The 24,146-nt window shown below is 47.0% G+C and carries 16 protein-coding genes; 8 read left to right on the plus strand and 8 right to left on the minus strand.

Annotation, left to right across the window (positions count from 1 at the left end):
* Positions 1 to 48 precede the first annotated feature (48 nt).
* From ACWPOD_RS05215 to fdhF, 3 genes are all read right to left on the minus strand, one after another.
* On the minus strand, positions 49 to 420 hold the full coding sequence (locus tag ACWPOD_RS05215) for a hypothetical protein (RefSeq protein WP_456231623.1): 372 nt from the start codon (positions 418 to 420) through the stop codon (positions 49 to 51).
* Positions 421 to 596: 176 nt separating this feature from the next.
* Positions 597 to 1,544: an endonuclease/exonuclease/phosphatase family protein gene (locus ACWPOD_RS05220; RefSeq protein ID WP_456231624.1), complete on the minus strand. Its 948-nt coding sequence runs from the start codon at positions 1,542 to 1,544 to the stop codon at positions 597 to 599.
* Between the two features lie 72 nt (positions 1,545 to 1,616).
* Positions 1,617 to 5,885 carry a formate dehydrogenase subunit alpha gene (gene fdhF / locus ACWPOD_RS05225; RefSeq protein ID WP_456231625.1) on the minus strand — a complete coding sequence of 1,423 codons (4,269 nt, stop codon included), beginning with the start codon at positions 5,883 to 5,885 and terminating at the stop codon, positions 1,617 to 1,619.
* Between the two features lie 244 nt (positions 5,886 to 6,129).
* On the opposite strand from fdhF, the gene ACWPOD_RS05230 reads away from it, so the two are divergent.
* From ACWPOD_RS05230 to copI, 5 genes are all read left to right on the plus strand, one after another.
* Complete coding sequence (locus ACWPOD_RS05230) at positions 6,130 to 6,549, plus strand: hypothetical protein (protein ID WP_005391253.1); 420 nt, start codon at positions 6,130 to 6,132, stop codon at positions 6,547 to 6,549.
* Positions 6,550 to 6,767: 218 nt separating this feature from the next.
* Positions 6,768 to 8,189 carry a TolC family protein gene (locus ACWPOD_RS05235; RefSeq protein WP_053313547.1) on the plus strand — a complete coding sequence of 474 codons (1,422 nt, stop codon included), beginning with the start codon at positions 6,768 to 6,770 and terminating at the stop codon, positions 8,187 to 8,189.
* A gap of 102 nt (positions 8,190 to 8,291) precedes the next feature.
* Complete coding sequence (locus ACWPOD_RS05240; protein ID WP_456231626.1) at positions 8,292 to 10,007, plus strand: efflux RND transporter periplasmic adaptor subunit; 1,716 nt, start codon at positions 8,292 to 8,294, stop codon at positions 10,005 to 10,007.
* 2 nt (positions 10,008 to 10,009) lie between these two features.
* Positions 10,010 to 13,150: an efflux RND transporter permease subunit gene (locus tag ACWPOD_RS05245; protein ID WP_456231627.1), complete on the plus strand. Its 3,141-nt coding sequence runs from the start codon at positions 10,010 to 10,012 to the stop codon at positions 13,148 to 13,150.
* A gap of 63 nt (positions 13,151 to 13,213) precedes the next feature.
* Complete coding sequence (gene copI / locus ACWPOD_RS05250) at positions 13,214 to 13,795, plus strand: copper-resistant cuproprotein CopI (protein ID WP_456231628.1); 582 nt, start codon at positions 13,214 to 13,216, stop codon at positions 13,793 to 13,795.
* Between the two features lie 97 nt (positions 13,796 to 13,892).
* On the opposite strand, the gene ACWPOD_RS05255 is transcribed toward copI, so the two are convergent.
* The gene (locus tag ACWPOD_RS05255; RefSeq protein ID WP_456231629.1) at positions 13,893 to 15,242 is read right to left on the minus strand and encodes a ferredoxin reductase family protein; all 1,350 of its coding nucleotides are present in this window, start codon (positions 15,240 to 15,242) and stop codon (positions 13,893 to 13,895) included.
* 239 nt (positions 15,243 to 15,481) lie between these two features.
* On the opposite strand from ACWPOD_RS05255, the gene blaCARB reads away from it, so the two are divergent.
* Both blaCARB and ACWPOD_RS05265 read left to right on the plus strand, forming a co-directional pair.
* Positions 15,482 to 16,333 carry a CARB family carbenicillin-hydrolyzing class A beta-lactamase gene (gene blaCARB / locus ACWPOD_RS05260; protein WP_456231630.1) on the plus strand — a complete coding sequence of 284 codons (852 nt, stop codon included), beginning with the start codon at positions 15,482 to 15,484 and terminating at the stop codon, positions 16,331 to 16,333.
* 291 nt (positions 16,334 to 16,624) lie between these two features.
* Positions 16,625 to 17,674 carry a sensor domain-containing diguanylate cyclase gene (locus tag ACWPOD_RS05265; protein WP_048625291.1) on the plus strand — a complete coding sequence of 350 codons (1,050 nt, stop codon included), beginning with the start codon at positions 16,625 to 16,627 and terminating at the stop codon, positions 17,672 to 17,674.
* A gap of 118 nt (positions 17,675 to 17,792) precedes the next feature.
* Here the strand turns inward: ACWPOD_RS05265 and ACWPOD_RS05270 are convergent, their stop codons facing one another.
* Entirely contained in the window at positions 17,793 to 17,945 is a 153-nt protein-coding gene (locus ACWPOD_RS05270) for a hypothetical protein (protein WP_005375418.1), read from the minus strand.
* A gap of 245 nt (positions 17,946 to 18,190) precedes the next feature.
* On the opposite strand from ACWPOD_RS05270, the gene speG reads away from it, so the two are divergent.
* Positions 18,191 to 18,730, plus strand: coding sequence for a spermidine N1-acetyltransferase (speG, locus tag ACWPOD_RS05275; protein WP_041853120.1), 540 nt, complete (start codon positions 18,191 to 18,193; stop codon positions 18,728 to 18,730).
* 48 nt (positions 18,731 to 18,778) lie between these two features.
* On the opposite strand, the gene ACWPOD_RS05280 is transcribed toward speG, so the two are convergent.
* From ACWPOD_RS05280 to vmeQ, 3 genes are all read right to left on the minus strand, one after another.
* Entirely contained in the window at positions 18,779 to 19,576 is a 798-nt protein-coding gene (locus ACWPOD_RS05280; protein ID WP_074189888.1) for a hypothetical protein, read from the minus strand.
* A gap of 176 nt (positions 19,577 to 19,752) precedes the next feature.
* Complete coding sequence (locus ACWPOD_RS05285; RefSeq protein WP_225461242.1) at positions 19,753 to 20,883, minus strand: OmpP1/FadL family transporter; 1,131 nt, start codon at positions 20,881 to 20,883, stop codon at positions 19,753 to 19,755.
* Between the two features lie 116 nt (positions 20,884 to 20,999).
* On the minus strand, positions 21,000 to 24,140 hold the full coding sequence (gene vmeQ / locus ACWPOD_RS05290; protein ID WP_456231631.1) for an efflux RND transporter permease subunit VmeQ: 3,141 nt from the start codon (positions 24,138 to 24,140) through the stop codon (positions 21,000 to 21,002).
* Positions 24,141 to 24,146: the final 6 nt, after the last annotated feature.

Genomic DNA, 24,146 nt, shown 5'->3' on the forward strand with positions numbered 1-24,146 from the left:
TTTGGATATTCAAATTTAGTTTTACCGGACTTAACTAAGCAACTCACCTTAATAATATTCGCCGTACGAGCAGTCTCGTAAGTCTGAAATACTGTAGTTTTTCAAAGAGTTGATTTTAAAGTTAAACACCACCTGTTTACAGACGACACCTTCACGATCAGTATAGGTAATAAAGCCTTCACTGTAAGCACGTTTGCCATCAGAAGACGTAACATCGGCCACGAGCTCTAAATGCCCTTTGTGCGCTTCTACGCGGTTCATCATTTCAAACACATCCATCCACTCTTCGCGATTTGCCATTTGTATCAACATGGATTTGGCCTGTGTTTCCAACTGCTGCGGATACACGTAATAACGGTTGTAACCAAAGTATGCGCACATCAGTACTAGAACGAGTGCAAATGAGGTTGTTCTTGTCATGCAAGCTGCCTCTTGTTGTTATAAAAATCCTGCTTCGTTAGTTCAGTATAGGAAGCAAGCAAAGTTTAGGTCATGGAACTTGCTCAAATAACAGAGAATAGTCAGAGACAGTCAATTCTATGAAAAGCTCAGTACCGGTTTTACTTATGAAACATGACAAACTCTAAGGGCTTTAACTATGGAATATGCGCACCGATCTGGGTTGTCACCATGCGGTGATCTGAGCCTTGTGGTAAAGCAGAGGATTCACGAGAGCATATGATTCGCTGTTCTTGCTCAGATTTTAGCCACAAATGATCAATGCCTATCATCATCGGCTCTGGCACGTTGATGCCTTTGATGTTAGTTGGCCAGCTCGTCACTGGCGCAGTTTGAAAACTCGGGAATAGCGCAGAAAAACGAGGGCTAACCGAGGAGAGATTGAAATCCCCCACAACCAACACCTCTGGCTCGGGATAAAGCGCGGTCAGCATTTCTATGGTTCGCACCAGCGCATTTCTTTGATGCCAAAGCTCGCTGGTTCTTGGTGACGGTGGATGAGCCGCAAACAAAGTGATCGGTGCTTGACCTTTAGGCAACCAAACCGCTCTGATGACTTCTTGTCCATTTGGCGCACGATAAACCGAAACCTCCGTGATGGGGTGTCGGCTAAGAATCATCAAATTTGATGGATACCCCACGTCACGTTGGCCACCATAATAATGCGGATAGACATCATCCAACATGTGCAAAAGGCTGCCAACACGCGGCGTCAGCTCTTGCATCACCACCAAATCAGCAGGATGCCTCAACAGATAGTTGATGAACTGATTGATGTCCGAGTTTTCGTAAAAAAGATTGAATTGAATGACGCTCAACGACTGTGAGCAAGATGTCACATGGCTGCGCTGCGACGGAACAAGTAACGAGACAAACAAAATAGCGACAAAGGCAGAAAATGCACTTTGCAACCATCGACGAGTGATGAAAAACGCCGAGGCTAAAGCAACGTAAGTGAACACAATGAGGGCGGGAATCGAGGTAAGATTCTCCGCCCACCAAATATGTTCAATTTGCCTGACCGCCAGCCAAATAAGAGCGGGTAGAAGCAATATGATCCACTTAAAAACGCTCGGCACACGCACTGCTCGTTTCGCTATTACATATCATAAGCTTAAATGCAATTTCTCAACTCGCCAGTGCGTGAAGCGTTGATGTTAGACGTGGTGTACCGCTTCCTCGACAGGCTCTGGTTGAGCAGCCGTTTCACTGATTTCAATCTTAACCGCTGCGACTTTGAATTCAGGAATTTTCGCATGCGGGTCCGTTGCCGTAGTCGTCAAGCGGTTGACCGGCGATTCAACGAAATGAAACGGGATAAACACGACGCCTTTTTGCATTCGCTTGGTAACAAACGCATCAATATCGATGCTGCCACGACGGGTCGACACTTTTAGGCGCTGACCATTATGGATACCAATTGCTTCGGCATCTTCAACACTGATCATCGCTCTTGGCCCAGCAAGGTTATCCAACCCTTTCGTTTTGCGTGTCATCGTACCGGTGTGGAACTGTTCTAGCACACGCCCTGTTGTAAGCACCAAAGGATACTCTTCATCAGGCAACTCAGCTGCATAGCGGAACGGCACGCCCACCATTTGCCCTTTCCCTCGGGTAAATTGGGTTTGGTGCATAATACGAGTACCGTTTGGATTGTTCTTGTTACTTGGCCATTGAACACCGTTCGGCGTGATCGCGTCCCAGCGCAACCCTGCATATTGCGGCGTTACACGCGCGATCTCGCTAGTGATTTCAGAAACGCACTGGTAATGCCAATCGCTACCCATCGCGTTTGCGATCGCTTGAATGATCCACCAATCTTCTTTCGCCTCACCCGGCGCTTTCACTGCCGCATTAACGCGCTGCACGCGTCGCTCAGTATTGGTGAAGTGACCGGATTTTTCCGCAAATGAACAAGAAGGCAATACCACATCGGCGTACTGCGCCGTCTCGGTGAGGAAGATGTCTTGCACGACCAAGAAGTCGAGTGCTTCCAACCCTTCAATCACGTGTGCTTGGTTTGGATCGCTCAGTACTGGGTTTTCGCCCATGATATACATCCCGCGAACTTCTCGTTTGCACGCCGCATCGATGATTTCCGTTAGGGTAAGCCCTTGCTCAGAAGGTAAGTTCGGCGCATCCCACTCAATCGCGAATTTCTGACGAACAATCGGGTTATACACTTTTTGGTATCCCGGATAACAGTTCGGCAATGCGCCCATATCACACGCACCTTGTACGTTTGATTGACCGCGCAGTGGGTTAATACCACCACCCTCAATACCGATGTTGCCACACAACAATTGCAGGTTTGCAATCGAACGAACGTTGTCGTGCCCTGTTGTATGCTGGGTAATACCCATTGAGTAATACACCGCAGTGCGTTTTGCCGTACCAATCATTCGCGCCATCGCGAAAATATCGTCCGCTTTTACGCCCGTAACTAACTCAACTTTGTCGAGGTTGTACGCTGGCGACATAACCTCTTGAAGCAAGGTATCAAAGCCGTCGACGCGCTCTTCGATGTATTCTTGATCATACCAACCATTTTTGATGATTTGCTGCATCACGCCGTTGAGCAACATAACATCCGTGCCCGGTCGATGCGCTAAGTACAGCTCTGCATGTTCGGCCATGTCCACTCGTTTCGGGTCTGCCACAATCAAGCGTGCCCCGTGATGGCGAATCGCCTGTTTGATGTGCGAAGCGATGATCGGGTGCGCAGATGTGGTGTCAGAACCGATAATAAAGATCACATCGGAATGCTTAATGCTTGGAATGTCGTTGGTCATCGCACCACTACCCAGCGATGCCTCAAGCCCAGTCACACTCGATGCGTGACACAAACGTGCGCAGTGATCAACGTTGTTCGTACCAAGTTCACGACGGATGAATTTTTGAAACGCGTAGTTATCTTCGTTAGTGGTTTTCGCTGAAGAGAATCCGGCCAGTGCGTTGCTACCAAAATCTTGCTTGATCGTCGAAAGCTTCGAAGCCACTAGCTGAATCGCTTCGTCCCAACTTGCTGGCTGCAACCAACCATCTTTACGAATCAGTGGTGTCGTTAAACGCTCTTCGCTGCTAATGAAATCAAAACCGAAACGGCCTTTCACGCACAGCATACCTTGGTTAACTGGCGAATCCGCACCTTTTACATAGCGGATTTTGTTTTGTTGCTCATCGACAAACATGGTCAACTTACAGCCCACACCGCAGTAGGTACAAATGGTATCGACGGCTTTTAGCTGTTCGGTTCTGCCTTGAGAGCGGTCACGGCTGTCCACCATCGCGCCCGTTGGACATGCCTGAACACACGCCCCACATTGCACGCATTTTGAATCGCCCATGAGCGTCAAACCGCTGCAACTTGCGCCTTTTTCATCGGAGCGGAATCGTGGACGATCATCTGGTCTTAAAGCTGGTCGGCCATTTTTATCCGACACAAAACTCAACACACCATGTACCGCTTGCTCGCGGCATGCTTGAATACACTGACCACAACTGATGCAGCGGTTAGCATCAAATTCAATGAACTCAGAACTGCGGTCTACTTCGTATTTATGACGAAGATCTTTCGCACGTAAATCGAGCCAATCTTGATGACCAATCACGTTAGCAGAGGAAACGTCCACGGAAACATCGAAATGTTGCTCGGCATGATATTCCGTTGAGTAATCTCGCAAGGCACAGTCGGTATTCGCTTGGCAACCACACTCTAAGCAGCGCGCCGCTTCTTTCATGGCCTCTTCGTTATCAAAGCCCAGTTCCACTTCAGCAAAACTCTGCTCACGCTGTGCTGGCGTCAATTCCGGCATGATTGAACGAGCAACTTTTTGGATATTTTCGAAATGAAGTGGGTCAACCTGCGCCAGTTTTTTCTCTTTACGAGAGTTGAACGCTGGTTTCGGCATGTCCGCCATATCGCCATCGAGGAACAGATCAATCGCTTTTGCCGCAACTCGCCCATCTCCCACTGCTTCAACCGCTGTTGCAGGACCACGACGAAAATCACCGATACTGAAGATATTGCCCGTACCCGTGTGCATGGTTTGCGAGTCGGACTCAGATGTGTTCCAACGCGTTAGAGGAATGGACAGCTCATCGTTTTCTAAGAAGCTGAGATCCGGCTTTTGCGATACCGCTGCAATCACGGTATCAAATGCTTCAGTAAAGAACTCACCCGTTGGTTTCGGGCTACGACGACCAGACGCATCTGGCTCACCTAACGCCATTCGTTCTAATCGAATTGCCTTCACGCGGCCGTTTTCATCCGCGATGTTTTCCGCCGGGTTCGTTAAGAAATGGAACTTCACACCCTCATGTTCAGCTTCGACGATTTCATAGTCTTCGGCTGGCATTTCGTCGCGAGTTCGACGATAGATCAAAGTGGTATCGGCACCCGCACGACGCGCCGTACGCGCACAGTCGATCGCAGTGTTACCACCACCAATCACGGCAACTTTTTTGCCCGTAACGTAGTTTTGTCCTGTAACGTAATCTTTCAGGTAATCAACACCGAGATAACAGCCGTCCAAGTCGCTACCAGGATAATTCATTTCTACCGCTTGAGACGCCCCCACAGCCAAACAGACGGCATCGTAGTCTTCACTCAATTGAGACAGCGTGAAATCAACACCAAGCTTTTTGTTGGTTTCAACTTGCATGCCGTTGCGGCACATCAGTTCGATTTCTTTGTCTAGAATGTCTTTGGGTAGGCGATATTCAGGAATGCCGTAGCGTAGCCAACCGCCTGCTTTGGGCATGGACTCAAATACGGTGACGTCATAACCTTCATTCGACAAGTAATAACCTGCCGTTAAGCCACCGGGGCCACTACCAACAACGGCGATCTTGCGATGCTTCGCTGGTTTTTTCTCTGGGACATACGCTTCATGCGCCGCTAAATCTGCGTCTGCGGCATGGCGTTTGAGTTGGCGAATGGCAATCGGCTCATCCACCAAAGAACGGCGACACTCACTTTCGCAGAATGCCGGACACACACGCCCAATCGATAACGGCATTGGTAGTGTGCGTTTAATAACTTCAATCGCTTTTTGATGATCGTTTTGCGAGATATGGTAGAGATAAGATTGGATGTCTACCCCAGCAGGACACGCCGTTTTGCATGGAGCTTCACAGTCTGCGTAGTGGTCCGTCATGATTCGGTTGAGCGCTTTTCTGCGGTGCTCACTCAGTTGTTCTGATTGTGTGACGACATTGAGACCGCGGTACACTTTGAGATCACAGGCGCGCTTAGTTCCGCCACTTTCCACTTCGACCACACACAAATCACACGGAATTTTCTCGTTACTTTTGTTCATTCCGCACAGTGAAGGGATTTCGACCCCGCACACTTTGGCTGCTTCCAGAAGGGTTAGCCCCTCTTCTACAATTCTATATTTTCCATCGATGACAATTTCTATCATACAACCCCCGAAGCAGGCACACTAAACCTTACATTCTATAAGGATAAACCCTACCATGGAAAGTTCGTGTGACAAAAAACTCACTAGCGAGATATTTCTTAGCGATTAATATGTCCAATTGACTTTAAGATGTAGAACTCATTATCTCGAAGTGGGGTCGGTATAATCCTTGACTTTACCCCTAGGGTAACCTTTATTATTTAGTGGTTACTCGATATATAAGCTCATTTTGACTGGAAACCGTATGCGTCTGAAATCATTGCATACAATTTGGCTAACGTTATGTACAACGCTGATACTGCTGGTATCTAGCGTGGTAAATAGTGCGCCTTTAATGAGCCTAAAAATGATGTCGAGTGATGCCATGATGTCTGCTCACATGACGGAAATGGCAAGCGAGAACGATCACTGCGGCTCCCCGAGTATGAGCATGGAGATGGCCTCATCGTTGAGCTCCGACTCTGCAGAGATTACCATGAGCTGTGTTGATGGCTCCGGTATGATCCACAATTGCTGTACAGCATCTTGCTCATTCGTTTTTGTCCCATTACCAGTCACTGACAGCCAGCTCTCCCCATTGGCTTGTCGCGCATCCATTGCCTCAGAAATTACCGCACCAGTGGTACAAGTCACCCATGATTTGTATCGGCCTCCGATAGTTTAATCCATACAAAGCATTCGACCCTGCATCGCTTTGCAGGCAGTTTCTTTGCGCCCAACTGATAGCGTGCTCACCTCAGCTATTCGCTCGTAACTCCATTTGTTACCTGCTATTTAGCGATAAAAAAGTGCGTCATCCGTTTGGCAAATACCAACGCTCTCCCGCTCGGTTCAATCGATCCCGAAACGCAAAAGAGCTTGGTATCAATTTGGATGTAAATTATGGAATTCAACCCAAATCGCTTAGTGGCACCAGTATGCTCACTGGCTCTGGTTGCCCTACCTGCTTTCAATGTGGTGGCACAATCGCCAGCCAATACGAAAGCACAACAAGAAGCGCAAGCTCAATCAATCCAAGCTCAGTCAACCAATGAGCTAGCAAACCTCATTAGCGTTGCGTTGAGTAACGATGGCAACCGTAAGCAGTTCTATGCTCAATCGGAAGCCATGCGTGAAACAGGCGTAGCCAGCGCAACCTTGATGGACCCGAAATTGAAAGTCGGTTTTGGTGGTTTGCCTGTCGATAGCTTCAAATTTGACGAGGATCCGATGACCAATATCTCCGTCGGTTTGATGCAACAGTTCGAACGTGGCTCGACGCTCGATCTTCAACAAAAGAAAGCCAATCAACAAGCCGATGGTTTGTCGTTGCAAGTTCACGCACGGGAGCTTGAAGTGGCAAACAGCATGACTCAGCTTTGGTTGGAGCTGGGCTATCAGCAGAAAGCAGAGCAAATTTTGCTAGAAAACCGTCGGCTCATGACGGAAATGGAAAACTTCATTCAAACCAATTACTCAATCGGCAAAAGCGAAGCGCAAGATTTACTGAATGCACAGCTTCAAGTGAGTAAGTTGGATGAAAAGCTGCAAGCCAACGCACAAATGCAGCGCCGTTTGGTCTCGCAACTCTCAGAATGGTTGGGCTCTGACTGGCTCAATACCTATACCCAAAACGGACGCTCAACACTTCAAGCCAGCAACACACTGACTTGGGCGTCATTAAACCAAAAGTTGTCTGCAAATAACGAAACGACCAAGCACTACCAACAGTTGAGTGAGCACCCGATGGTAAAAATGGCAGACGTAAGTATTTCTGCCAATGAAACTCAAGTGGACATTGCAGAGCAAGCTTACACACCTCAATTTGGTGTGGAAGTGATGTATGCCTATCGTCAAGCCAACAATATGAAAGGCGAACCAGCATCGGATTTGGTGAGCGCGTATCTAACGATGGACATTCCCCTGTTCACTGGCAATCGCCAAGACCGCAACTTAGCTGCCGCCCAGTATCAAGTGGGTGCCGCTCGTTCACAAAAAGATACGTTACTGACTCAGATGAACGCAAAGGTCAACACATTGCTGGTTGATCGCGCCAACTTGAGTCAGCGTTTAGAGCGTTATCAATCCACCTTACTTCCCCAAGTTCAAGCTCGTATTCACGCGGTAGAAAGGGGCTATCAAAACAACACCGCACAGTTTAACGACGTGATCATGGCAAGCACAGACGAGCTGGCGCTAAAGCTCGAACAGCAACGTCTTATTACCGATTTAAACATCGTAAACAGCAACTTAGCGGCTTTATTGGGTGGTTTCGAATATCAAGTATCCGCACCCAACATCACGACTGAAGCAAGCGCGAACTAAAACAAAACATGAGAGAACCCAAGTTTGGGGACGATGGCGAATGCACACCAATAAACAATCAACATCGCTGTCATGCCTCATGGGGAAAATAAGGAATTAGGAATGAGTTCAAATTCAATCAAGATAGCAACCATCGCTCTGCTTGTTGGCGGGGCACTAGGGTTTGGCGTTAATCAGTACCTATCTGGTGCAAACCACGACATGAGCGGCACAGGCGGTAGCGCTGCGAGCAGCTCAAACGAGCCACTCTATTGGGTTGCGCCGATGGATCCAAATTATAAGCGCGACAAACCGGGCAAATCGCCAATGGGCATGGACTTGATCCCAGTGTACGCTGAAGATCTCGCGGGTGAACAAGACAAACCCGGCACGGTAAAAATTGACCCATCAGTTGAAAACAACTTAGGTGTAAAAACCGCTCAAGTCTCTGTAGAGCAACTTTCACCTCGGATTGAAACTGTCGGATATATCGCGTTTGACGAAAGTCATTTGTGGCAAACCAACGTTCGCGTGGCTGGCTGGGTTGAAAAGCTTTACATCAATGCCGTGGGTGAAAAGGTCAACAAAGGCGACGTGCTGTTCACGCTGTATTCTCCTGAGCTAGTCAAAGCACAAGAAGAACTGCTGAACGCCTACCGAACTGGGCGTAATGGCCTGGTGAAAGGCGCGACAGAACGTTTAGTGACACTGGGTGTTGATCGTTCTCAAATAAAAGCCATCACTCAACGCGGGAAAGCATCGCAAACTATTGAAATTAAAGCTCCGGAAGATGGCGTCATCGCGAGTTTGAACGTTCGTGAAGGTGGTTACCTATCCCCTGCTCAAGCGGTGATCAGCGCGGGCCCACTTGAAAATGTATGGGTAGATGCCGAAGTATTTGAGCGCCAAGCTCACTGGATGAAAGCAGGAAGTAGCGCCACTATGACGCTTGATGCTATTCCAGGCAATGAATGGAAAGGGGTTGTCGACTACGTATACCCTATTCTGGATCCTAAAACTCGTACCTTGCGTGTACGCCTCAAGTTCCCTAACCCGAATGGCGATCTTAAACCTAATATGTTTGCCAACATTGCCCTTCAACCAGTCACTGATAACGCGGTTATGACGATTCCTAAGTCTTCCGTTATTCGATCCGGCGGTATGACCCGAGTCGTGTTGTCTGAAGGCGATGGTAAATACCGCTCAACGCGCATCAAAGTTGGGCGTGAAGCCGACGACAAAATCGAGGTGCTGCAAGGTCTGTCTCAAGATGATCGCATCGTAACCTCTGCGCACTTTATGTTGGATTCGGAATCGAGCCAAACGGCTGATCTATCCCGTATTTCATCACCTACTGAAGCCAAAGTAGAAACAGTTTGGGCTAAGGGTGAAATCACCGATGTGATGAAAGATCACCGTATGTTGACCATTAATCATCAGCCCGTAGCAGAGTGGGATTGGCCGGGTATGGTCATGAACTTTACCCTCGCAGATGACGTTGATGTGGGCACTCTGCAAAAAGGCCAAGCTATCGAGTTTGAAATTCAGAAAACAGAGTCCGGTCAATATGAAGTCGTTGACTACAAAGCCGATGACAGCGTTGTCGTGACTGACGTATGGATTACCGGAGATATCAGCATGTTGATGGCGGATTTTGGGATGATAACTCTCAACCACCTCCCAGTTGCAGAATGGAACTGGGAGGCAGGAGAGATGAACTTCTCTGTGGGTGATGAAGTGGATCTATCCGGATTCAAAGAAGGTCAGAAAGTACGGTTTTTAGTTGAAAAACAAGGAGCTGACTACGTCTTGAAGCAACTTGAAGCGGTTGAGGGCTAACTATGATTGGAGCAATAATCCGCTGGTCGATCAAAAACCGTTTCATGGTTTTGATCGCAACCTTAGCGCTTGTTTTAACCGGACTTTACAGTGTAAAGAATACACCTGTAGACGCCATTCCGGATCTTTCTGATGTTCAGGTGATCATCAAAACAAGCTACCCAGGCCAAGCACCTCAAGTAGTTGAAGATCAAGTTACTTACCCGCTAACCACCGCCATGCTCGCCGTACCAGGAGCGGAAACCGTTCGTGGTTATTCATTCTTTGGTGACTCATATGTTTATATCATTTTTAACGATGATACCGACATGTATTGGGCACGTTCGCGCGTTTTAGAGTACCTAAGCCAAGTAGCACCTAAATTACCACCGAGTGCAAAACCGACATTAGGACCAGATGCAACGGGTGTGGGCTGGGTCTACAGCTATGTACTGCAAGATAAAACTGGCAACCATGATCTTGCTGATCTACGCAGTATGCAAGACTGGTTCTTGAAATATGAGCTGCAAACCGTCGATGGCGTCTCTGAAGTCGCAACCGTTGGCGGTATGGTGAAGCAATATCAAGTTCAGATTGACCCAGCTAAGCTACGTGCTTACAACCTGACACTGCAACAAGTGAACATGGCGATCCAAAACGGCAATCAGGAAACGGGTGCCTCTGTTGTTGAAGTAGCAGAAGCGGAACATATGGTTCGCACTACAGGTTACCTAACGAGTATTGAGGATATTGAATCACTCCCGCTCACAGTGACAGAGAAAGGTACACCGCTCTTATTGGGCGACATTGCTGACATCAACTTAGGTCCGCAAATGCGTCGCGGCATCTCTGAGCTTAACGGCGAAGGTGAAGCGGTTGGTGGCGTTATCGTCATGCGATTCGGCGAAAACGCGAGTGAAGTCATCAGCAAAGTTAAAGACAAACTGGAAGATTTACAGCGCAGCTTACCGGATGGTGTAGAAATCGTGCCTACTTACGATCGCTCCACGCTGATTAACGCTGCCGTAGAAAACTTGTGGAAGAAATTGGCGGAAGAATTCATCGTCGTGGCGATTGTTTGTGCCCTCTTCCTATTTCACATCCGTTCGTCTTTGGTGATCGCTCTGAGCTTGCCCGTCGGTATTTTATCCGCGTTTATCGTCATGCATTCTCAAGGCATTAACGCCAACATCATGTCGCTCGGGGGGATTGCCATCGCCATCGGTGCAATGGTGGATGGTGCCATCGTAATGATAGAAAACGTCCACAAGCATATTGAACGAACGCCTCTCACGGATAAGAACCGCTGGCAAGTGATTGGCAAAGCCGCTGAAGAAGTGGGCGCGCCCCTGTTCTTCTCACTGCTTATCATCACGTTAAGCTTTGTGCCAGTGTTTGCACTGGAAGGTCAAGAAGGCAAGATGTTCTCCCCTCTCGCCTTTACTAAAACTTATGCAATGGCCGCAGCGGCAGGTTTGGCAATTACCCTCGTACCTGTGCTCATGGGTTATTTCATCCGTGGCAACGTATTACCAGAGCATAAGAATCCAGTAAATAGAGGCTTAATTGCGCTGTATCGCCCGTTACTGAATACCAGCCTCAAGTATCCTAAGAGTATGATCGTTATCGCTTTAGGTCTAATGGCGTCAGCTTACTATCCAACCAGTCAACTGGGTAGCGAATTCATCCCACCATTGGATGAAGGCGACTTGATGTACATGCCGACTACGTATCCGGGAATCTCGATTGGTAAAGCACGTGAACTAGTTCAGCAAACCAACAAGCTGATCAAAACCGTACCGGAAGTCAAAACGGTTTGGGGCAAGATTGGCCGTGCGGAAACGGCCACCGATCCTGCACCACTTACCATGATTGAAACAGTTATTCAGCTAAAACCTCACGATCAATGGCGTGAAGGCGTGACGACAGAGTCGTTACGCAAAGAGTTCGATGAACTGATTCAGTTTCCGGGACTCACCAACGCTTGGGTAATGCCAATCAAAACGCGTATCGACATGCTAGCGACCGGTATTAAAACGCCAATTGGGATCAAGATTGCAGGCCCAGACCTGAAAGAGATCGAAAAAATTGGTGCTCAGCTGGAACCTATTCTTAATAGCGTTCACGGCACCTCATCTGTATATGCCGAGCGTGTAGCCGGTGGCCGTTACGTAACAATCGACATTAAACGCCGCGCTGCTGCGAGATATGGCTTAAGCATCAAAGACGTTCAGCAAGTCATCTCAACCGCTGTTGGGGGTATGAATGTTGGAGAAACCATTGAAGGGCTAGAGCGCTACCCTATCAACGTCCGCTATCCGCAAGATTACCGTGACTCGGTTGTTAAACTGCAAAACCTACCACTGGTAACCCCCAACGGCGCACGCATCGCACTCGCAGACGTGGCAGATATTCGTTATGAAGATGGTCCACCGATGATCAAAACCGAAAACGCGCGTCCAAACGGTTGGGTTTTCGTGGATATCGAAGGTCGTGACCTAGGCTCATACGTCGTGGAAGCACAACAAGTAGTAGCAGATCAACTTGAATTACCTGCGGGTTACTCGCTGGCTTGGTCAGGTCAGTACGAATACATGGAACGCGCCAAAGACCGCTTAAGTGTCGTAGTACCAATCACTATTGCGATCATCATGATGCTGCTTTACTTCAGCTTCCGCCGTGTGGGTGAGGTGCTGATCATCATGCTGACGCTGCCTTTAGCAATGGTTGGTGGCTTATGGCTGATGCATTATCTGAACTACAACTTCTCTATTGCCGTGGGGGTTGGGTTTATCGCCCTCGCCGGCGTTGCGGTGGAGATAGGCGTCATCATGCTGGTGTATCTCAACCAAGCGTGGCACCAACGAAAACTGGATGCAGAAGAGAAACAACGACCGCTTCAAGCGCGGGATCTTACAGACGCAATTCGAGAAGGCGCTGGCTTGCGTGTGCGGCCTGTCATGATGACCGTATTAACGGTAATCATTGGTCTTATTCCAATCATGTACGGTGAGGGAACCGGCTCTGAAGTGATGCAACGCATCGCTGCACCGATGATTGGTGGCATGGCCTCTGCCCTGCTGTTAACGCTGCTTGTGTTACCTGCCATCTTCAAGCTGTGGAAACAGCGTGAAGTGAAATCAACTCAACACCAAGATAAATAACAACGAGCGCCATTATTCAGAAAATAATGGCGAGATAGCTCATTGATAGTAAAGGAAATCAACATGAAAAAGACTCTTATCACTCTTGCTCTAACCATGGTATCGGGTGGCGTATTTGCTCAAATGGATAACTCAAACATGAACCACGACAACATGGAGCATGATCAAATGGATCACGGTTCCATGAACATGGATAAAATGCCGATGGATCATGGAAAAATGGACCACGGTAAAATGGATCATTCTGGTATGAGCGGCATGCCGGGCATGTCAGCGGTTGGTATGCCTGCAAATGGCGCAAAACCAGACAAAGTCGTTCATGTACTTTTAACGGATGATATGAAAATTACATTCAAAAAAGACGTGACAATAGAACCGGATGATGTGGTTCAATTTGTGGTAATGAATACTGGCAAAATCAATCACGAATTTACCATTGGTTCAGCAGAAGAACAGCTTAAACACCGTGAAATGATGAAAACCATGTCTGGCGATCACATGCATGACTCCGGCAATGCGGTCACAGTTGAACCAGGCAAAGCGAAACAACTCCTGTGGCACTTCCATGGCGATAAAAATGTAGAGTTCGCGTGTAATATCCCCGGTCATGCAGAAGCCGGCATGGTCAAAAAAGTGGAACTGTAGTGAGACCGGATTAACGCATTCACACGGTTCATAGACGTTAAATGTAAATACAAAAGGAGCCGATTCAGCTCCTTTTTATTTCGCTCCAAATACTAGATTATCGCATCACAAACAGCTCTTCATGATAGTGATGTTCTATATCAAAACGATATGCCTCTAACTCTTTTTTCAGGGTTCGAGAGAATACCTCCGGTCCACAGAAATAAAACTCATAACGCGATAAATCGCCGCATTCCTTCGCAATTTGTTCAACATTAAGTCGAGTTGAAACCGCAGTATCTATCACGTTCAGTTTCACTTGTGCCTGACGCGCAGCATTCCACAGTTCATCCACTAAATGACTATCTAAGCCACGTGTGCAATAAAACAAATGCACTGGCGGATGTCTTTTTAACGCTTTCAGTGAAGATAAGATAGCAAAGAACGACGCTATCCCGACACCACCAGCAACCCAAACTTGCGGCTTGTTGACATCAAACTCTAAACGCCCATACGGTCCTTCAACAACAACCTCATCGCCCGCTTTCACGCGCTGGTACAAATTGGTCGTGAAATCGCCTAGCTCTTTGATCAAAAAGCGAACCTCTGGATCGTGCTCACCTGAAACAATCGTAAACGGATGTGGATCTTCATTACCAAAACGAACGTAAGCAAACTGTCCTGCTTTGTGCCCTTGCCAAGGTTTTCCTTGACCGTTATTGCTTGGCGCCAAAACCAACTCCATCACGCGCGCTTGAGGGAAGTAGCGAGTCGACACCACTTTGGCGGGATAGCGATTCGCTCGTCCGACAAAGCCAAACAAGCTATAAACGGCAGCCGCAGAGCCCATCAATGCAAAACCAAAAGCGATAAAATGAATGGGATCGCCCCAGTACGCGTGCTTGATCAGCAAAACGGAGTGAACAGCAACCATCAAATACACCACAGCCATTAAACGATGGGATAACTTAAACGGTTTGTATTTAACAACAGTCCAGAGTGACACTGCCAGCAATACCAATAGCAAATAAAAGCCCCACTCACCTAAATCCAAGCCTATATCACGCAGTTCTTTAACCCATAACTCAAAACCAACGAAGTTATTGCCTGATGGCCCTGCTCCAGTGTGTTTTACTGGTTTTTCCAACCAACCAGCAGCAACGAGCCATTTCGGCACTTTATACATAAGCCAATGAATCACACCCAAACTGACGCCTGCTATACCTAACCACTTGTGTACTCGATATGCCTTGTCCATGCCATGAACCCATTGCTCTATCACAGGTAAGCGCAGCGCCAGCACCATCGCAATAGACATCAAAGCTAACGACAAAACACCAGAATATTGAATAAGCGCGGAGCGCCATTGGAAGAATTGGGTCGAGGACAGCAGTTGCGGTTCACTCATCCACCACAACACAGACACGGCGGCAATTATCATCCATACAAAATTTCGTACAGTTTTCATGAACATCACTCTCAAATTGACGACAACTCTAGTTTAGTTTTTCTAGCGTAATGCAACGTCAATATTCGTAAAGTTGAGTAAACCCACAATAGACCTAAGGTCAATAACAAACTTGGAGGTATTGCGCAGAATCCTACAAAAAATCGACATGGATTTAACAGTGGTTAGAGTATTCGCTCGTTATAGTTTGCGTAACATCGCCACAGTGCGAACCAAAACCAAAATGAAGAACACGACGCATGAAAAAGTTATTTTTGTTGGCTGGGCTAATGGTTTGCTCAACCCTAAGTTACGCTTCCCAACTGAATGAAGACATTTCTCTCATCGAACAACAAACCTCAAGCAGAGTTGGGGTCTCGGTTTGGGATACGCAAACCGATGAGCGCTGGGATTACCGCGGCGATGAACGCTTCCCACTCATGAGCACATTCAAAACCTTGGCTTGCGCCACAATGCTAAGTGATATGGACAGCGGTAAGCTAAGTAAAAATGCGACCGCGAAAGTCGATGAGCGCAGCATCGTTGTGTGGTCTCCAGTGATGGACAAACTCGCAGGCCAAAACACACGCGTAGAACACGCTTGTGAAGCTGCGATGTTGATGAGTGATAATACTGCTGCCAACTTAGTATTGAATGAAATCGGCGGCCCTAAGGCCGTGACAATGTTTCTGCGAACTATTGGTGATAAAGCGACGCGCCTAGATAGATTAGAACCACGTTTGAACGAAGCGACACCGGGAGACTACCGCGACACAACCACACCTAACGCCATAGTAAACACTCTGCGAACCCTGATTGAAGGAGAAACGTTGTCTTACGAGTCTCGCGTGCAATTAAAAATCTGGATGCAGGACAACAAGGTTTCAGACTCGTTAATGCGTTCAGTATTACCAACAGGTTGGTCTATCGCCGACCGCTCTGGTGCGGGTGGTCACGGTTCGCGCGGTATTAACGCAATCATATGGAAGGAAAACCATCGTCCTGTTTACATTAGTATCTATGTCACGGAAACCGAACTATCACTTCAAGCCAGAGACCAGCTCATCGCGCAAATCAGTCAGTTGATTTTACAGAAATACAAAGATAATTAATTCACTGCTTACGTATTTACTTTCCTAAGTTCACCCTCTTTGCCCTTCTCTTCCCTGAAGGGCTTTTCATTCTTTGGTTCTACCTCAAAAACACCCCTTATTGAGTAATGACTTACTTATAAATAGGTATAACATTTATTCATTTAGGCGTGAGTTAACGCCCACATTAAGCAATTGAACACACATAGATGGCGATAAATAAACCATAATCTTACGTAGAAACGCATTTTTCTTGAAAATAGCTTCGTGTAACTTATTGTTGGTATTTGCAACATCGCAAGGAGATGTCTATTGAGACTTGAAAGAACTTTTAACCCTGATGACTTATCGATGCAGAACATGGAAAGTCCGATCTGTATGCCGATAGGGTTTGTTCACTTTTTAGCTCAATCGGAAACATTGCAGCAGGTGCTCGATACAGTCGCAGAATGGATAAATCGTATATTCAATTCCGACCGCGCGAGTATCACGCTTTATGAAAATGATGATCATCTAAAGGTCTACTCTTTCTCTGGTAATAAAGCGATTCCGGCTGAATTCTTGGTACCTATTCACCGAGCTTTTGTTGGCCGAGTGTTCAAAAAACAACAACTGATGATCTGTGACGATGTCACTCAATCTGATGAGGTCGATTGTGTGATGCTGGCATCCAATGGCATGGGGACGTGTATGGATGCGCCTTTAATGCACGGTAAAGTCTGTTTGGGCACGCTTAATGTTGCACATCACCAAACGCACACTTATACAAACGAACAAGCGGCACAGCTTCAGTGCATTGCTAACTGGATTGCTTTAAACATTGCTCTTCATATACAAATTATGAAAATGGAGCATCTTGCCACAACGGATGACCTGACTGGCATTCCAAACCGCAGAGAATTCATGCGACAAATCGAAAGCCGCCTGAATGAATACCGCACCCAAGGCATTGACTTCCATGTTGCTATTCTAGATTTAGACAACTTTAAGAGCCTTAATGATCGGTTTGGTCATGACGCTGGCGATAAATCGCTGATCCATGCAGTCAACACCATTCAAAGCCATCTACTTGACTGTGACTTACTTGCCAGAGTTGGCGGTGAAGAGTTTGCCATCGTACTAAGAAGCCGGTCATCGCAAGAAGCCCTAAACACATTAGAAACGATTCGCAATGCGCTAGAAACTACGACGATTCAACATTCAGGTCGTGATATGAGCTTTACCGCTAGTATTGGTGTAACTCAAGTCTGTAGCTTGGATGACTCGTTTGAACCACTCGTAAAACGCGCCGACTTAGCCCTTTACAAAGCCAAAGAAACCGGTAGAAACCGTGTTGAGGTTCATAAAACAGAAGAAAACTAGAAAAGAGAGTGATAAAAAAGGTAGCGACTTGTTGCGCTACCTTTTATAAATTCTAACCCGCCTAAAATAAGTAATACGAACTTTAAGCCAGTTTAGAAATAAGAGTGAGCAAATTTAATTATGCTTTCTTAAGATCTTTAGCTGGGTAAGTTAGCGTTTTCTCGCCTGCTTTTACGTGTGTGTAAAAACCGCCACTGCTTAAACCTGTAACAACCATTTCGCCAAGATCGATACCTTTAGTCGCTACTACTACGTCACCGATTGAAAACATATTGAATACCTTGTTTATTTAGATTAAGACACTAAGTCGTTGCGCGGTATTTAATATGATATTAGGCAAACCACCTAATCGAATTTTTTATCGTAAAGATTAATTTTTATTTGGCGTGAACTCTAAGTTTCCATATTGAAAAAACCACAATATTTCCCAAAAACAGATGCGCTATTCTTGTTAAATACGTTAAGATTTTCTAGCATCAATTGCGGAGGTTTACTCCGCCTCATTGGAGATAAATGATGAAGAAAGGCCTAAAAATGCGTGCACTAGAACGCTCTGATTTGCGCTTTATTCACGAACTAAATAACAACCGAAATATCATGGCCTACTGGTTCGAAGAGCCCTATGAATCTTATGATGAGCTCGAAGAACTGTACCGAAAACATATACATGATGACGCAGAAAGACGCTTTGTGGTTGAAGATGAAGACGGCATAGTGATTGGATTGGTCGAACTTATTGAGATCAACTACATTCACCGAAGCGCTGAGTTTCAGATAATCATCGCCCCAGAGCATCAAGGACGAGGTTATGCGACAGAGATGATTAATCGTGCATTGGATTACTCCTTCTCGATTCTTAATCTACGTAAAATATACTTATTGGTCGCAGTGGATAATGAAGTCGCTATTCATTTATATAAGAAATGTGGTTTTATTGAAGAAGGCCATTTAGTAGAAGAATACTTTATTAACGGAGCCTATAGCGATGTTAAGCGCATGTATATATTAAAACACCAATATCAGAAAAAGATCGAAGAAAAGAACGCGATTCACTAATTTATTCCATCAAAGTAAAAACGCAGCCATCGTTGCTGCGTTTTCAATTTACTCAAATTGATATTGGTAAGATAATGCGACGCGCCTATCTGCCTCATCTAAATAGGTGTTGTTGTCCATGACAAACGTCATTACGTTAAACGAGTGACGTTTATTCACGAGATAACCAAGGCCGATACCACCAAAGAAGCCTTTATAGTTCTCTCCTTCACTGTTTTCTGAGCCGTAAGTGCCTGCTGCGAAGCTGATTAACGTCAGCTCTTTGGTAAACGATTTCAGCGCAAATGCACCAACGTAACCACTGCTGCCAGAAGAGCTCATCAGATTGAAGCCATTCTCTGCACTTGGAGTGCCCGTAAAATTAGGCTCGCTACAGTGGCTACTTTCTGCACCGTCACATACGGGAACATCACCAGTGTTGTACGTATAGCCTGCCATTGGGAAAATTTGGAAGCCTGCTGGCTCAATCCCGAAATAACTTAGCGGCATAAAGGTACCAACGCTGTAGTTGGTTTGATCCGCGCCGTTTACGTATTCATTTTTACCGAAGTTGAAGTTCACGATACCGACCGGAAACAACCACGAGCCACCAATACGCCACTCGCTCGCATCATCATTGATACGCAGGTTAATTTTGCGCGCTTGGTCAAGCGCAAGTGAGCCCGAGAATGAGATGTTTTGATCATCAAAATCGTAGTTGTTTGCGTAAGACGCGCCAAATTTCGTGATGACTTTTGTTGGGTCATCCGCCAACTTGTTTTTATTGTCTTTTACTCGATGCTCGGCACCATGAGCCAGCGTACTGACCAACAAAGTCGTACACACTAACGCTAGTTTATTTTTCATTTTTTAGTCCTTTGAGATGTTGAATACCCGCACTTAGCTGCGCAGATACTTTTTGAATCATCACTCACTGGATGTGACAGAAGCGCCCTAACTACCTTAAGTGGCATGACAACATCCAGTGCAGGTAGTTAGGGTAGAATGGCCTGTAAGGAAGGCGTTTTAGCGATTAGGAGTGATTAGTTTTTCCAGTTGTAGCTCATGCTCATGAAGTACAGAGCAGGCTCATCAAAGCCAGCTTGTAAGCGTGGCGTTTCTGTTTCTGAAGACTCCATCAAGACCGCTTCAAACGCGAAACCAATTGAGTTTTCTGAATCCAATTTGTAATCAATGCCTGTACCAATGCGGTACGCCTTGCCAGTAGGGACGGTAATGTCACCGTTTGATTGGCTCTCATACATGCTGGTATCGAATGCAAAGCCTGCATTCCACATCATTTTTTCATTCAGTTTGTACTGAGTACCCAATGCGATTTGGTAAGTGTCTTGTGTCTCTACATCGACCAAATCTGCAGCCTTAAGCGCAGTTGTGTATTCGCTCCAGTCTTGCCAGTTCACATTCCACATCACCGCTAGGTCATCATTCACTTCATGGTAAGCACTGAAGATCAGTTGTTGCGGAGCAATGGAGTTACTATTGTCGAATTCAAATTCGGTTTCAGAAGAGTAAGACAGACCAAGACGCGTGCCTGGTGTTGCCTCATAAAGCACACCTACTCGGCCGTTGACTTGAGTATCTTGGTCTTCGTCTAAGTATTTTTTATGCATGTCAGAGCTAGCCAACGTCCCTTCAGCTTCAACTTCATACATACCGTACTGAATGCCAAGCGCCGCACCCACAGACCAGTGATCATTGATGCGGTAAGAAGCGGAAGGTTGAATGGTCAAGGCTTGTGTCGTTGCTGTAGGAATATCTAAATGATTATCCAAAAGACCTTCGTACTCGAGACCAAGGCCGTAGTTGCCATATAAACCAATACCCAGCGTCCATTTGTCGTTCACTTGTTGGCTGTAAAATGCCGACGCCATAGGAACAAAACCAATCACGTTGCCAGCATCGCCAGTCATCTTGTCTAGTTGCGCGTCACCGTAAAGGCCAATCAGGTTACCAGAGAAAGATTTACCAGAAACATTCGCCAGACCAGCCGGGTTTGCAGCCATTACTGAGGCATCTTGCGCACGAGCCGCCATACCAGCGGATGCCAAACCAATATCCGATGCTGTTGTTTCGTAAAGGTATAACCCACCCGCTTGCGCAGAAGCACACGTCAGTAGAGAGCTCGCTACGACGATTTTTGAAAGATTTTTCATGTTAAAACCTATTATTGTTAGGGGAACCCACGCTGCGACGGTGGTTGTATATCAATGAAAGGCATTGGCCAATCGCACACAGCGTGGGGGGGTTGTGGAGTCAGTTGAAATCAGCGTTATTGCTCGCTCACCTCAAGTTCAGTGGGTTTCTTTCGCTTAAACTTCTCGCGCAGAGATTGCATCATCACGAAGAACACCGGCGTCAGCAACGTGCCTACAAACGTAGAGAGAATCATGCCGCCGAATACCGCAAAGCCCAGTGAGTGACGAGATGCCGCACCGGCACCCGATGCAATCACCAACGGGAATACCCCCCAGATGAAGGCGAACGCAGTCATCTGTACTGCACGGAAACGGATTCGAGCAGCTTCTTTGGCAGCATCAATGATTGATAAGCCCTTTTCTTCTCGCAGAATTTTGGCAAATTCCACGATAAGAATCGCCACTTTGGCGGACATACCAATCAAGATGACCACACCAATCTGCACGTACAAATCGAACGGTTGTCCCACCAGCAGTAGCGTGCCCATTGCGCCGAGAATCGCGACTGGAACCGCCATCATTACCGCAGCAGGAATGGTCCAACTTTCGTACTGAGCCACCAAGAACAAGTAGGTGAACAGCAAAGACAATGCGAACGCGATTGGTGCCATGTTGCCTGCTTTCATCTCTTGGTAAGTCATGCCTGACCACTCGTACGAGTAACCACTTGGCAAAGATTCCGCAGCCAGTTTTTCAATGGCTTTTACAACATCACCCGAGCTGTAACCTGGCGCTGGCGCACCGTTCACGGTTGCAGAACTGAACATGTTGTAGTTCGATAAGGTATCAGGGCCGAAGATCGGCTTCACTTTCACTAACGTTGCCAGTGACACCATTTTTCCAGAGCTTGAGCGAACAAACAGATGGTCGATGTCGTCGATGTTGTCACGATATTGCTCTTCTGCTTGCACTTTCACTTGGTACGAACGACCAAACAAGTTGAAGTCAGAAATGTAGGCGCCGCCCAACTGTGCTTGCAGTGTGCTGAAGATTTCATTCAACGGTACGCCCATCGAAATCGCTTTATCGCGGTCAATATCGATGTAACGTTGCGGAATGTTCGCACGGAAAATCGAGAACGCTCGCGCCACTTCAGGCAGTTGATTGATTTGGGCAACAAAATCAGCGGTTGTTTTTGCCAATTCTTGTGGAGAACGGCCCAAGTTGTCTTGCAGCACAAGGTTGAAACCATCCACCGCCCCCATGCCTTTGATTGCCGGCGTCGCGAAAACGAACGAAGTGGCATCTGGCGTTGAGTTCAGCATTTGGTTAACTTTGTTCATCAACGCACGTTGGTGTAGCTCAGGGTCTTTACGTTTGCTCCAGTTATCCAGTTTGATGATCAACATGCCCGAGTTTGGAATCGACGCCATGTTAATTACCGAGAAGCCCGCAACCGAAACCACGTTCTCCACACCTTCCATCTGTTTTAGCTCATCAACGTACTTCTTCATTAATGGTGCAGTACGCTGCAATGCTGCTGCGTCTGGCAAACGCATTTCGACCATGAACACGCCTTTATCTTCGTTTGGTACGAAAGAAGAAGGTACGGTCATGAACGCAAACGCTAGCACCGCAATAAGCGCGCCATACACACCGATACTCAGCACAATGCGGCGGCTCAAGAAGCCAACTAAACCTTGGTATTTGCGCGTTATTGCTTCAAAACCTCGGTTAAACGCACGCAAAGGCGCAATAGGTTGCGAGTGAGTTGATTTCAACATCAACGCACAAAGCGCTGGCGTTAACGTTAATGCGTTGATCGCAGAGATCAGCACCGACACACAGATGGTGACCGCGAACTGGTTGAACATTCGACCAGAAATACCCGGCAATAGCGCAACCGGTACGAATACCGCCAACAAAATAAGCGTTGTTGCCAATACAGGACCCGTCACTTCTTTCATGGCTTGGATCGTGGCCGGAATCGGGTCTAAATGCTCTTCATGGATAACCCGCTCCACGTTCTCCACCACGATGATCGCATCGTCCACCACGATACCGATGGCGAGGATCAAGCCAAACAACGAGATGGTGTTAATGGTCATGCCCATCACGCCCATGATTGCGAACGTCGCAATGATGGAAACCGGAATCGCTAAGGTTGGAATGATGGTCGCTCGCCAGTTCTGCAAGAAAACGTACACAACGAAGGTTACAAGAAGTACCGCAATCACCAGCGTCTCGTACACTTCATCAATCGATGTCTCTACGTATTCGGTAGAGTCATACGCGATGTCGTAGACCAAATCATCTGGGAACGATTTCTCGTACTCTTTCATGGCCTCTTTCACGCGTTCCATCACGTCTAGCGCGTTCGCTGTCGGCAACTGGTACAAGGCCAGAACGGCGGCTGGTTCGTTATTCATACGACCATCAGCTTCGTAACCTTGTGCGCCAACTTCCACACGAGCCACATCTTTCAAGCGAATCAAAGAACCTTTCTTGCTCGCGCGGATGATGATGTTCTCGAACTCTTCCGCAGAAGTAAGGCGGCCTTTGGTTTGCAAAACATATTGATATTGCTGGTCACCCGGAGCTGGCATACCACCGATCTTACCCGCCGCCACTTGGATGTTTTGCGTTTTAATTGCACCAATAACATCGCTAGCAGAAAGCTTCAAGGTGGCCAGTTTATTTGGGTTCAACCAAATACGCATTGAGTAGTCTTTCTTACCCAGCAGCGTAATGTCACTCATACCTTCGATACGTTTTAGACGCTCAACGATATTGAGATCCGCGTAGTTAGAAAGGTAGATACTGTCGTAAGACTGTTTCGGGGAACGCAGTGTGATAACGCCTAGCATGTCGGAAGATTTCTTCTTAACCGTCACACCGATTTGGTTTACTTCTTGTGGTAGAGACGACGTCGCCTGTGCCACCAAGTTGTTCACACGAACCTGCGCCATATCGCCATCTGCGCCCACTCGGAAGTAAATACGCAATGTGTATGAGCCATCGTTACCAATCACAGAAGACATGTAAATCATGTCTTCAACGCCGTTGACTTTGGCTTCTATCGGTTGTGCTACCGTCTTTTTAACCACGTCCGCGTTTGCACCCGGATACATGGTGCTCACCGTAATTACCGTTGGAGAGATTTGAGGATACTCAGAAATTGGCAAGACTTTCAGGGCGATCATACCCATCAATGTCATCGCCAGTGAGATCACCAAAGCAAACTTCGGCCGGTGAATGAAAAATTTACTTAACATCAGTAC

The organism is Vibrio sp. JZG120 (genome assembly GCF_053890955.1).